Annotated in this window: 6 protein-coding genes; 2 read left to right on the forward strand and 4 right to left on the reverse strand. The window is 49.5% G+C overall.

Translation table 11 applies throughout. The features are described from left to right. Positions 1 to 108: 108 nt before the first annotated feature. Together OSH03_RS11165 and OSH03_RS11170 are read left to right on the forward strand one after the other, a co-directional pair. Entirely contained in the window at positions 109 to 741 is a 633-nt protein-coding gene (locus OSH03_RS11165) for a response regulator transcription factor (RefSeq protein ID WP_266179060.1), read from the forward strand. Then, on the forward strand, positions 738 to 2,522 hold the full coding sequence (locus OSH03_RS11170) for a hybrid sensor histidine kinase/response regulator (protein ID WP_266179061.1): 1,785 nt from the start codon (positions 738 to 740) through the stop codon (positions 2,520 to 2,522). The genes OSH03_RS11165 and OSH03_RS11170 overlap by 4 nt, the downstream gene beginning before the upstream one ends. Before the next feature lie 299 nt (positions 2,523 to 2,821). On the opposite strand, the gene OSH03_RS11175 is transcribed toward OSH03_RS11170, so the two are convergent. The 4 genes from OSH03_RS11175 to OSH03_RS11190 are packed head-to-tail and all read right to left on the reverse strand — an operon-like array spanning position 2,822 to position 13,267. Then, the gene (locus OSH03_RS11175) at positions 2,822 to 5,053 is read right to left on the reverse strand and encodes a hypothetical protein (RefSeq protein ID WP_266179062.1); all 2,232 of its coding nucleotides are present in this window, start codon (positions 5,051 to 5,053) and stop codon (positions 2,822 to 2,824) included. Further along, complete coding sequence (locus tag OSH03_RS11180; RefSeq protein ID WP_266179063.1) at positions 5,050 to 9,744, reverse strand: hypothetical protein; 4,695 nt, start codon at positions 9,742 to 9,744, stop codon at positions 5,050 to 5,052. Before OSH03_RS11180 ends, OSH03_RS11175 begins: the two co-directional genes overlap by 4 nt. A gap of 11 nt (positions 9,745 to 9,755) precedes the next feature. Then, the gene (locus tag OSH03_RS11185; RefSeq protein WP_266179064.1) at positions 9,756 to 11,954 is read right to left on the reverse strand and encodes a DEAD/DEAH box helicase; all 2,199 of its coding nucleotides are present in this window, start codon (positions 11,952 to 11,954) and stop codon (positions 9,756 to 9,758) included. Then, positions 11,951 to 13,267: an ATP-binding protein gene (locus OSH03_RS11190; RefSeq protein WP_266179065.1), complete on the reverse strand. Its 1,317-nt coding sequence runs from the start codon at positions 13,265 to 13,267 to the stop codon at positions 11,951 to 11,953. The genes OSH03_RS11185 and OSH03_RS11190 overlap by 4 nt, the downstream gene beginning before the upstream one ends. Positions 13,268 to 13,270: the final 3 nt, after the last annotated feature.

The raw sequence follows: 13,270 nt of genomic DNA on the forward strand, positions 1-13,270 counted from the left end.
GCGAATAATATATTTCCCTTTCCTAATCGTTAAAACCCTCCTAAAGTAGGGTGGGTAGATAATAATTCATCTGTACTCTCAGATATGCGAAGGTAAAAGGAGGATCCTTTGGGGCAGAATTATGCGTTGGTCGTTGATGACCATCCATTGGTAGCAAGCGGCATCGCCAATTTTCTGATTTCACATTGCCAGTTCAAGCAGGCGTGCGTGGTGACGAATGAGGAAGATTGCTACCGTCAAATTAGGGATAATGGCCCACCGCGTTTGCTGGTAATCGATTTTTGGCTTTCGTCCGGAACGGCATTGAAATTACTCAAAGAAGTAAAACAACTTTACCCACAGGTGCGGTTCCTGGTGGTCAGCGGAGATGACAATAATGACATCTGGCAGAAAGTTCACGCCGCCGGGGGACACGGTTTCGTATTGAAAAGCGAGCCACCTGAAATGTTCTCACGGGCCGTTTGTGCACTCCTTGATAATCTGACCTGGTTTCCTGAAAGAAACGATTTTTCCGCTGAGGCGAATAATGAGAAGTTAAGTAAATTTAACTTAACGCCGCGACAAATAGACGTATTAAATATGATTATGCGCGGCCTGCCAAATAAACGAATCGCCGCGCAGCTTTCAATTTCTGAGCCTACGGTCAAAGAACACATTAGCAATATATTGAAAAAGATAGGCGTTAACAGTCGAGTCGAAGCCATCACGCTTCTGCATGGCAAGCGGGAATCATCAGAATGAGGTTTTTCCAGAGCTTACAGAAAGATGGCATCTCTTCTCCCGCGCAGATCCGTTTGCTAAACAACACTTTTTTGCGGCTGGTGTTCAGCTTTAGCGCGGTACCATTTGTTGGTATTCCTTTCGCCATCTGGATTTATTTGCTGGGCGATAAACTTGGCCCAACCATTACCTGGATAATTATTTACCTGTTATGTGCCGTGGCAATCCGAATATTGCACCGACGCTACCAGCGCGAAGTGAAAGAGCATGATGAAGAGGACGTCCTGCGCCGCTGGCTTCCGCGCATAAATAAGATCGCTTTTATTCACGGGCTGGGAATTTCATCTCTCTATTTAATTACTCCGCAGACGCAGAACTTTGACTTTTTCCTGCTCCTTAATATCAGTATTGCCGCCATCGTCGCCGCCAATGCGACGCATCTGACGCCGGTCATCAGCACCTTTACGTGTTTTTTCTTCGCCTCCTGGGGAGTATTGAATATCGGCATCATCTGGCGGCTGGACGATCTGATATTCATTGTGCTGATGCTAAACCTGCTGTACGGCTTCGCCATTTACCGCCATGCGTTAACGTCGCACGCGTACTTCATTCAGCAAGCGCTGCTTGAGGAAAAAAGCTCACGCCTTGCTGAACAGTTTCGCCAGGCCAAAGAGGAAGCGGAGCAGGCGCTGCTGGATAAAAACCAGTTCCTGACAACGGCCAGCCACGACCTGCGTCAGCCGGTACACGCCATGGGCTTTCTGATTGAAGCGATTATCCACCGAAACCGGGACGACAGCCTGACGCCCCAGCTGCTTGACCTGCAGCAGAGCGTACGCTCGGTGCATTTGATGTTCAATTCTCTGCTCGACCTCAGCAAGATTGAATCCGGGAAAGTGCTCACTGCCCCTACCAAAGTGGACATCGGCGCTCTGCTCGATTCGGTGATCACGCTGTTTCGCGAAGAGGCCAACAGCCGCGCACTTAGGCTGTCCACTCGTCGGCCCAAACGCCGCATCCACGTGATGGGCGACCCGCTGCTGGTGCGACAATCGCTGATTAACCTGATCCAAAACGCCCTCCGCTACACGCAGCAGGGCGGCGTGCTGGTCGCCATCCGACCGCGCGGTGACGAGTGCCTGGTGGAGGTGTGGGACACGGGTGTCGGTATCGCCGATGACGAGAAAGGTAAAATATTCTCCCCTTACTACCGCCTCGAACTGGCCTGGAAGATCGATAGCGCCGGACACGGGCTGGGCCTGGCCGTGGTTGCCCGCTGTGCCAGGCTGATGAAGGTGAAGTACGGAATGCAATCCATTGAAGGTAAAGGCTCACGCTTCTGGATGCGCTTTACTCAATATGCTGGCGAAGAGATCGCGACGGACATCCCGCCCGCCGATAACAACACCTCTTCGCCGGTACGCTATGCGCCGCTTCGCGGTTCTTGCCTGGTCGTCGATGACGACCCGCTGGTGACGTCTGCCTGGGAGAGCCTGATGAGCGTTTGGGGGATCAACGTGCGCTGCGCGGCCTCAGCTGACGAAGCGTTCGCCATCATCGACGACGGCTTCACGCCGTTCGCCGTGCTGTGCGACCAGCGCCTGCGATCCGGCGAAAGCGGCTTCGACATCCTGAAAGCGCTTTTTGAACGTCTGCCGGACATGAGCGGCGCGATGGTCAGCGGCGAATTTAACTCGCCGGTTCTGCTGGAGGCGGAGCAGGAAGGGTATCTGGTGCTGCGCAAGCCTCTGGAGCCGGCTAAACTGCATGCGCTGCTGACGCAGTGGTCCGGGTGTCGTTGAGGGAATGAAGAAGTGTTGATTCTGGTGGGCTCAGAATGCAAAAACGGACCTCCGTGGAGGTCCGTTAATATGAATTTGGTGCCCGGACTCGGAATCATATCCACGACTAATATACTGTTTGTTATTGGTTTTTTATGGCGTTTGTCATAAACAGCGCCCCCACGAAGGCCCCATAAAAAATCGCTTTGTTTTTGTGAGAATTATCACGAAAAAAAACGTTATTTTGCGAATAGGAACCTCGTTATATGTGGAGTCAGGTCCACATATAACGTGTTCTAAAAACACCGACTCACTTTCTGTTAGTTCTCCACCATCAATCGGGCAAGCTTGGTGAAAATCGAACACTTACTGCTTTCGCCGCTCCTGAGCATATCTAGCGTGAAGCTATTGAGATAAACGCCAGTTAATGGGTGGTTAAATACATCTACGGTATTACCTTGAGCGTCCCATATCAAAAGGTTTTCCACAAGGTTAGGTCGTGCAATTGAAGGATTTGTAGGTTGAGCGTCGCTAATAAGGACAAACACACCATGCTCATGTGGTTGCAAGTATGTATGGTGGTGTCTCATTTTTTGCTCTTTGGTTAGCGGGTCGTGTTTCGAACGGCCTGGTGATATTAAATAAGGCAGTATATTTTGCTCCGATTTTGCCGAGCGAGTGATGGTGTACTCATCAAAATTATCTCCTTTACGTTCCGTTCGCGCCTTTTCACTCTCTTGGTAGGCGTACCAATCGACCGCATCAAATTTAGTCGGGCCAATCAGGCGGGGCACACGTACGCTGTTATAGGTGGTAAGCAGGACATCTGCGGCATGGTCGTAAAGATAAAAGCTTTTGTCGAATATTTTCTTAAGTCTTCCCAGCGGTGGATGTTCAACCAATAGCCAGTCCAGTTTACCTTCAGTGATACCTGTATCGACCACTTTAAGCTGACCATGTTCTACTTTCAGTTCAACATGCCCAAGTAAGGAAGTATTGCTTTTCGTACTACGTACCGCATAGGCGGTATAGTGGCCATCTGTTAGGTCTGGTAGTGGGATGTGATGTTGGTTGAGTAAGCTCTCTTTGAACCACAACTCGGTTTTTGTTCGACGGATCTTGCTGTTTAGTAAGTTAACTGCCGACTTGAGACGACTACGAGGCTTTGCAAGATCAATGTTGTATTGTTCGGGATTATTTACTGATAGCTCATTAATAAGGTCGATCGCATCCAGTAATTTGCAATCAATGTTCATACCTTGCAAGACTACAGGCAGCGGCTTCAGATTTAGCCACCCTTGCAAACGATCCAGTTTAAGTTGGGTATAGGTATCCCAATTGAGTTCAGGTTGTTTTCGGGAGTCGGCAAAGGCAGCATAGAAATCACCATACTCAACAGATTCATTCTCTTGCTGCCGGATGCTGTTGCTTCGTTCTTCATCTACCGCATTGAGTACCAGAATAGATGTATTGGCAGGCAGCTCAGCAAATCCGGTTTGTCGGGAATGTTTAAGCGATGCCAGAGGCCAAAGTTGATACCCGGGGAACTGGATAGCCAATGTGTCAAAGAAATAAGCTTCTTGCGTGGCGCTGAATTCGACTCCGTTATTAACCACCAACAGCGTATTAGCCAGCTGTTGATCGAGGTCGGTAGCAAACTGATTGACCTCGTGTGTAGCCTGAAATGGGATAGGTTGATGGGGGATCTCTAGTTCACTGAGCCGTTCGCAGGCAGCATTCATGACCACGTTATAGGTATAGGCCTGGCATTCGCCATAACCGCTGCGCTCACGAAAAAAATCCAGTTTGCTATCACGGGCATCAAGTTTGCGCCGAGCTTTAAGCCGACGATTATCGATGTTAAACCACACGCTGGTATCGTCCAGGGATAGGTGCATCTCATCCGCCGGTTCGACCAGGAATTTTCGTTTGCGCAGGGTAAAAGCGAGTTCATTATATTCTGAGGCATAAATGTCGAGCTCAAAGGCTTCCATCACCCCGGTGCCTTTTTTTTGTGTGACGGGCTGACTCAGGCGAGCGTTAAGGTAAAGCGTTGAGTTGAAGTAAGCTGGCGATACCGAAAAGCGCTCACTGGCTTTTTCCAGCATTACCATTTTCAAATGCAGGCTAAATAATCCCTGAATCAGGCGAGATAGGTCATGATTTTCAGCGGCGAGTTGCTGACAAAGCGTTTCAATACGTTCTGCCAACGTCCTATGAACCTGACTGTTCGGGTTAGTTGCAGGCGCCAGGAAAAAAAAGACGTGATGGTAATTTGGTAAGCAATGCAGCTCATATTTTAACTCCTGCCCGGCCTCCAGCCCAAGCTTCTGCCGCACGCAAGATTTTACCTCCTGATGAATTCGCGCATAGTAATCAGCGGATTTTTCTTTTCGCTCTTTAGTAAAGCGCTGAACCATAAAGTCTATCGTATAGATATTAGATACAGGGGCCAATAGACGCTGGATGGTCGTCAGCTGATCTTCTTCAAGCTTGATCAAATTGGTTCGGGCAATCGGAGTATCCGTCAGTTCATTCAGATTAGGGATCATGAGACTTTTCCTTTAGTCGGCAACTTTTCTACACCCAGTAGGGTTAGTAACATTGGGTTAATGTCCAATGTCATGCTCAGTTTCGAGTTTTCCTGAGCTCGCCCGTTCTCTCTATTTTTGGGCTGATAGTACTGGTAGTCGGTTTGCAACAGGTTAAGGTAGTGGATCGTGTGATCCACGTTATCTTGCCACATCAGATTATTGGGGTTCTGGCTGTAGGCGACGTTCAGATAGACAAATCGAATGCGTTCGTAACGGCCTGCCAGCACAGCCTGAAGCTGTTTCTGCCCCTCTGTGTCTGCCTTTTGGCTGGTAATATTACGGATCTGGCGAATCTTGTTGTTGCTTTTCTCAAGCGTTTCTTCTGCCCGCGTTAAATCGTCCAACTGTGTCGCCCAACGTTTAACGTCGATGCAGAGCAGGTCGTCACCCACTTCAATAAAGCGGTCAAAAAACTCATATACCAGCGGTTCAAGGCGTTCAAACACCTGTTGGTCGGAGAGTGGGGTAACGCCATAACTTTTTAGCACTTTATCGAAGAGATATTCACCAACATTGCCTTTGAGCAATGGAACTAGCCTGGGATTGGGCACCCATTTTTTGAATGCCGTTTCCTGGATGTTGTCACATTCACGAATCAACTCGCCGACCAGGTTGCCGGGGGTAAAATCGACATCGTTTCTATACTGCGGAAAGAGGGTGAGCTCTGGCCGGTACTCTCTTGCGCCGCCAGCGAAATCCGACAGGGCGGAATAATCTCTGTGGACAAGTCCATCCGGGTCGCGTTTGTGGCAAAGTAAAATAGTTTGGTTGCCCTGTTGGCGATCGATAAACAGGGCGTGGTGGATAGATTGCATTTGCCGATTGGCGACATACAAGGAATTAGCCTGAAGTTTTTCCAGCCAACGCAGGGGATCGGTAAAGGAGTCAGAATCACGGAATAAATTACACAATTCGAGATATTCAAGGTTGCCGGCGCGTACCTGATTTATCCAGTCGGTTTTCAGGACACGCTTATGAACAGCATCGATGCGGCGACCATTTTCTAAGATAGCCTGCTCAAACGCATGCCGCTGTTCAACATCACTAAATGACTGGCTCTGGCTCAGCTTTTCGCACTCCTTCATGAGGCGGTTGTTAAGCAAGGACATGCTTTCTGATATGACCTCGTTAGCGCCATCTTCACTGAGGGCGGCGAACTGGAATGCAACATTACGGAACACATCGCGGGGTAAAAAGATTTCTGTTTTCAATAGAGTGTCGCGACGCTCGACTCGCCCTACGGCCTGCACGACGACTTTGAATAAGCTCATATCATGTTCGGCCATTAACAGGCGATAGTTTTCGCCGTGGGCGAAATTAACGTTGATATCGGCCAACTTGTGGACGGTAATATCGTCATCGGCGTAGTGTTTAAGCACGGTAACGTAGTTAGGTAATGTATTGAGGTTACCGCTGTTGTCCTTTACTTCGCTGTAAAACGAGGAGTTGATGAGCACTAAGCGCTCAAAATCGACATCCAGACGTGATGCATTGATATCATTAATATCGCCGTCATGGTATTTAACAAAGTAGTTGAGGCCGGTGCCCGCACTTTTGTAGCTGCTCATAAATACCAGTACGGTATTGCTGTTCTGGAGATAGGTTTCTTGCCTGATATCTTCGACATTAGCCAGTGGTGAATCGAAAAAGACCAAATGGATGGTATGACGCCCTTTGAATGGGGTAAAGGTCAGGATCTGGTCATGTTTCTTATCGTTATCCGTTTTTTCATCGCACCGGGAGTGCATACCGTAATGCTTGCGCCAGGTTGTCTTATGCGTGCGCCAGGCGCTGATAAAGGCCCACTTAAACGTCCCTGAAAGTGACAAAATCAGGCTGTTTTTACCCTCGTAGGCGGCAAGCAATAACGCTTCCAGCTCCCGGCAGTACTGGCGTCGTTTATAGGTATTTTTCAGGGCGTATTCCAGCGGTTCTTTTAGCGCTTTGAATAAATCGTTATATACCTTTCGAAAGGTTTCGCTGTTCTGGCAGATATCGGTCAATTGCATCTGTTCATCATCAAACACTCTGAAGTCGACTTTGCGGATACTGGCCCTCAACCCGCGTAATGCTTTAAGTGTGTCGATATCTGCCTTTTCGCGTTCAACGATTCGGTAGCCAAGGTCGCGGCTATAGCGTGCCAGGAAGCGACGATTGAAGTTACCGTTTTTGGTGTGGCTAAAACCGCTGGTGGCGCTAAGCCCTATTACTTTATTGTGCGTACCGGTTAATAAACGCAGCAGCATGGCTTCGGGCAACTCTTGTACCAGATCCATTTCGAACGCCAGAATAATTGTGCGCTCGGCTCCCCTGTTCACGTAATTGAGTTCAGCTATCGGCGTCATCGTGAATACGGTTTTGGGTTGCAGGTAAGTGTAGAAATGATCAATCAACAAGTTTTTATCGGTGGTGCGATCGAAGATGTGGCGCACCAAGCCGGCTACGTTATTGGCTGCGTCAACAAACTGGCCCAAAGGCGTATTCTGGCTGCTGGAGTTATCCTGGCCGCCATTCTTTACCCAGCGCTTAAAGTGTCGGTTGGTAATATCAGAACAGGCGGAGAGGATGACGGAGACCAACTGGAACAGATCGTGCAGGGTGGGGTTGGTGTCATTGGCATCATTTTCGACTTCGTAATACAGCTCGGTGCGCGTTATGTCGCCTTCGCTGTTGCGCATACGAATGCGTTTTAGCCCCTCTTCATTAACGTACATTTTGGGGTTAAAGCTGAACACATTGCGGGTGATGGAAATGATGCGTTCGGCGGCGTCGCCATTGACTTCGAATGCCCCTAACTGGTCGCGAAACATCTCCAGGATCGATCCCAGTGTTGTACCTGGGGATAGTTCGCACTTTTCTGCCAGTAAATTGCGCAGAGTAGTGATGAATTTGACCATCTCTTGCTCAAAGGTCGTTTGCGCTTCTTTGGGCTTGTTTCGGCGCTCTAAGCTGAGTACCGCGTTGTGAATACGTCCTGCGACGGAAATAACGTGCGCCAGGTTATTTTCCTGTGTGATTAGCTTTACATGGCACGTTTCTTCAAGGCGGGTGTAAGCTTCATGCAGTTCATCGATTATCACCGTGAAGCGGATATTTTTCTGGCGAAAAGGGCAGTCTAGATTACGTTTGAAGTGTTCGTCGCGAAGATAGGCAACCTGCCCGATATGACCGGCTGCCGCAACGGTGCTGATCTGTGGATCTTTGGGGCTCCGCTTGCCGCCAAGGAGCAGGTCAAAACCTACGGGCTCAAAATTCACACCTTCGCCTCGTTTACGAGGTGTCAGGCGATAAGTTGATGTATCGAATTTTTTGGTGGTCATTAACAGCACCGATGGGCGGTACTGACACACTTCGAAAGGCAATACCTGCTTGATAAGCTCGAAGTAGACTTCATGTACACTCATTTTTGACGCAGGCTTTCCCAGCATTGCGTTAAGCTCTCGCTTTCTGCGAGCAAGCAGCCCGCAGCGAATATATTCTTGAATCGACGTTTCACCATTACTCCGTTCAAATAATGACTTGCATGCCGATACAATGGTGTTGCGAAGACTATGACGGTAGTTCTTTAGCTGGTCTTTGATTATTTCTATATCAAAATCCGTATGCTGACTATTAAATGTTGCCAGTTGTTCTTCACAACGATCAATCTGCGAAACCAGGTGATTAAGTGAACGCATCGCAACACTGATAAGGGAGTTGTTATTGGCATTTTTATACCAACGGGTATAGCGGTCGCGGTTTTTCAGGCCAGAGGCCCAGTCCATAAAATCAAGGTCGGCAATATCATTACGGGAGAGAACGCAAATGAACTCGCCACCAGCGGCCAGAATTTTCTCTTTCTGGTTGCTGTCCAGATCGATTTGTGTTTTTTGCGGCGACATGAACAACAGGTTGGTAAAGCCGCCTTCGGGAAACAGGTAATTTGGCTGCTGGGTTTTGGCGAAACGTTCCAGATATTCAACATACCCTTGAATCACGCCATAGCTTTTGCCGAACCCCGTGCCGTCGGAACTGAAAATAACCTCCGCGCCATCACGTTCATGTACGTGGTAAAGTTGAGAGACTTGGGCGCGACAGGCGTTAATCTCTTTAATCAGCGTTATGTCAGGAATTTGCCTGGAAATGAGATCTTGCAGATTATTATTGATAGTTTTCTCTCCAACACGCTCACACTCACGGTAACTATTGATGGTTATTTGGTCACTTTCGATCAGAATCTTTTCCACCTGCATGGGGGCAAGATGCAAGGCTGTCGCGATTTCATTTATAGTATTGGACAGTGGTTCGTGTGGATTGCTAATCGTGAAGTGGTTTAGTGCTGCCGCAACGGTATCTGGATGCAATGCTTTTCTGAGGGTGGGAAAGGTGAGGCTGTAATCGTATAGCGCCAAATCATCGTTTATCAGGCAGCGAAACGGTTGTTTAGTGGGATCGCCACCAGGACGGCTGGCAAATCCCAAGATTTTTGCCTGTTCGAGGCGATAAAGCAATGCTGCGGCATCGCGGTCAGGTGAGTCAAATGCATCGTGGAGCTGCTGGCTAAATGGCATTGTGGCATTCAGCCGGTTATGGCTGACCAGCGCGGAAAAGTGCTGACGCACCAAGGTTAGCAGCTTACAATCTTCCTCTATAGTCCAGTTTTTTCTCATTCTTCTTCCCCTTAATATAAATGCCCCTGCAACCACTCCTCCACGCGCTCAACATTAAAAGCACGTAACCCATACTCCTGCGTCAGCAACGCCTCCGGTAAATACTCATCATATTTTTCGAGGCACTTTTCAGCGATGCTTTCGGCAAGAAGGGGTTCGGAAGGTAGCCCTTCCTGAAGTGCGCTGAATAACGCTTGTTTAACCTCCGAGACCGTAGTTTTTTCTACTTCAACCACACCTGCAAATGAGCCCGCCTTGAAACCGCGTTGGATAAGTAATGCCGACAACGTGTTTACGGTTTGATCGCCTAGCCAGGGAAGAATGTAGACATGCTGCCCCTGCTGAATAAAACATTCCGAAGCCAGATTATTGTTGCGAAAACAGTGCAGCCCTTCATCAAACAGGTTTCTGGCCGTGGTATCGGCAAAATCGGCTTTGCGATCGCCAACGGTGATACGGTAGTCGCCTTCCCGATAAATGGTGAGCATTTCCTGGCGGACGACATCATGAATGGACATCCCTTGTCCGCCAAATAACGGCGGCTGCCCGCCCTTTGTCGCTTCGACATAAATAACTTTTTTATCACTATCGATATCGGTTACCTTCCAGCGTCGACCGCCGAAAATAATGTGTTGGTCAGGCATCAGTGGGGAATCAACGGGAATGGAGCCCAGTGTTTTGCTCCCCGCCACAATGCGAAATTCTTCCGGTGTGCTGAACACGGCGTAGAAGGTGTATTGATTTACCTGACGTTCGCCCTCGACGCCCAGAACCAGTTCGCCGCTTGATAGCTGGGTCAGAAACTGGTGCTCTCCCATATGCTTCAATAACGTTTTGAAGTCATCGATTCGGACTTTCTGAAATGGCCCTTGTTGACATAGCTGTGACCAGATCTGATCCGTACGCACGCCTCCCCACTGCGCCACGATCGCCAGGATCTGATGGAACAGGGTGGAATAGTGCATCTGCCGGGTATCAGCTGGCTCAAACCATTTGCTGCCGATAAGTAAGCGGATCATGGCCAGCGACACAACAAGCTGAAGCCTGAGCTGGTCGACAATGCCTGATGTTGGCGTCAGTTCATGTTCGGCAATCAGCATTCTCAATACGGCAGGCGAGTCGCGCCGACCGGAGCGTCCCATTCGCTGGCGCAGGCTGGCTACGGAATGGGGGGCGGTAACTTGCACAACGGAGCTGACTTTACCGATGTCGATGCCAAGCTCTAACGTCATCGTACAGATGGCGGTGGTGGGTAAGTTGCCTTGTTGAAGCCTCTGTTCCAGCGTTTCACGCAGATCTCTGGACAGCGAGCCGTGATGGGGGAAGAACTCATTGGGAACGATGCTAGCTTCACTCAGATCGCTAAGCGTAGCGGCAATGCTTTCGGTCCGTTTGCGGCTATTAGCGAACACCAGATGGGAGTCACCGCGACAGAGGCGAAAGATATCATGACAGATTTGCGTCTCTGCCGACGGCGGCGGTTGTTGGCCCGAGTTGGTTAGCGGTTCCAGAAAACCTTTCACCTGTACTTTTAGCGTGGCGTGAGTCTGACTGTCGGTAATAATGTCGCAGGGCAGACGTTGATTTGGCCGCAGAGATAACGGTACTCGCTCCAGTTCCCCCAGCGTTGCGCTGAGTGCGACTCGGGGGACTGGATTGTCGATTCTTCCGAGCAGGTGATCGATTCGATTTAACAGAGAGAGAAGCTGCATACCCCGCTCAGAACCGATGAAAGCATGGAATTCATCAATGGCGATATAGGCCAGTGGCGCGAAAGCCTGCTTTAACCATCCCGCATTGCGGATCAGCATCGCTTCCAGCGACTCCGGGGTGATAAGCAAAATACCGGCAGGGTTTTTCTTCGCTTTCAGTTTTTTGCTCTGCGCAACGTCACCATGCCAGGGCGTGACCGGCATCTCCAGCCCATCGCCGAGGCTTTCCAGCCGTCGATACTGATCGTTAATCAGAGCCTTAAGTGGGCTAATGTATAGAATGCCAAAACCGCCCTGAATATCCGCAATGGCAGAACAGGCGGGCAGGAAAAAAGCTTCCGTTTTACCCGCGGCAGTCGCGGCGCTGATCAGGACATCCCGATCGCCCGCTAATATCGGTGGAACGGCTTTTTTTTGCAGTTCCCGGAGATCGGCCCATCCCTGCCGGTATATCCACTTCTGTATCCGTGGATCCAGCCGCTGGTATTCGTTCATCATAATCTGAAGTCGGCCAGACCATCCTCATCGGCATCTTCTGCCGACGTTATTTCATCCATATCGCTGGGTTTTTCTTCCGCGATCGCGACACCGGCGATTAACTGTGACCACTGAATGGACGGGTTTTGTTCCAGCACGGCCAGCATATCCAGGAAGGCTTTAATCGTGTTTCGTGGCGTACGGAAATAGGCATCGCCAATAGTGTTGCTACAGTGGTGTAAAAATGCCGTCAGCGCATCATCAGGAACCAGATACTTATCCGCATCGCCGCCGGAATAAACGTGACGAAGGTTTTTCAACAGAATATAGAGCTCTTCCGGCGTTAAGCTGGCTAAGTGTAGGGAAGGGGACGAATAATCAATCACCCCGGCACGCTGGGCGAAGCTGTTTTCCGCCAGCCGAGACTGGAGCGCTTCGTAGCTGTATAGCCCCTTGCGCGGATCGAACAGGAACTCTGGCGTACCGCCAAGTAAAAAGCCAATATACTCAGCCGTTCCTTGCAGACAATCATTCAGAATACGCAGTATCTGTTCATAGTTCGCAACCCTGGCCTGCGTATTGCTTAGTTTGTACAGATTGACCATCTCATCCAGATTAACCAACAGACCCGCGTATCCGGCCTGACGTACAAACAGGCTCATCAGCTTTAGCGAATCGTAGAAAGAGGCATCAGAGATAATGGTGCGCACACCCAGATCGTTACTGGCGTCGGTTTTCGTGGTGTATTCACCTCTTAGCCAGCGGATGGCATTTGATTTCAGTGTCTCATTATCCTGCTCGTGGCCCTGCCAGTAACATTCAATGACTTTGGCGAAATCGTAACCGCCAACCATATCAGACAGGTCAGCGAGCTTTTGGTGAATAATCGTCGGAACCGTCACGTTTGTACTTTCTGCTTCTTTTCTGGCTTCCGTAATAAAGCGCTCAACCACGCTTAATAATGCATTTCCGTCCGGCTTATTGCGCGTGGACAGATTTTTCATTAGCTCAGAATAGAGGTTACGCGCCTGTCCACCCGTCGCGTGGATACGCCTATCCGGGGATAAATCGGCACTGATTGTCACCAGCTTTTTCTCTAGTGCGATTGAGCGCACAACGCTTAAAAAGAATGTCTTACCGGAACCGTATTCCCCGATAACCAGCCGGAATCCAGCACCGCCATCAGCGATACGCTCAATATCCTGATACAGCGCTTTTATCTCGTTGACCCGACCAACCTGAATATGCTGAATGCCAATTTTAGGCGTAACGCCTGACTTCAGTGACTGAATAATGGCGTCTCTTTCTTTGAGACGAATACGAATGCCAGACATAAA

Origin of the sequence: Enterobacter nematophilus (genome assembly GCF_026344075.1) — a bacterium.
In the GTDB taxonomy this organism is placed as follows: Bacteria; Pseudomonadota; Gammaproteobacteria; order Enterobacterales; family Enterobacteriaceae; genus Enterobacter; species Enterobacter nematophilus.

What these genes read in the sequence shown, in the direction of transcription:
- OSH03_RS11180 (WP_266179063.1), bottom strand. Translation starts at nt 9,744, where the DNA reads ATGAGAAAAAACTGGACTATAGAGGAAGATTGTAAGCTGCTAACCTTG.
- OSH03_RS11185 (WP_266179064.1), bottom strand. Translation starts at nt 11,954, where the DNA reads ATGATGAACGAATACCAGCGGCTGGATCCACGGATACAGAAGTGGATA.
- OSH03_RS11190 (WP_266179065.1), bottom strand. Translation starts at nt 13,267, where the DNA reads ATGTCTGGCATTCGTATTCGTCTCAAAGAAAGAGACGCCATTATTCAG.
- OSH03_RS11170 (WP_266179061.1), top strand. Translation starts at nt 738, where the DNA reads ATGAGGTTTTTCCAGAGCTTACAGAAAGATGGCATCTCTTCTCCCGCG.
- OSH03_RS11175 (WP_266179062.1), bottom strand. Translation starts at nt 5,053, where the DNA reads ATGATCCCTAATCTGAATGAACTGACGGATACTCCGATTGCCCGAACC.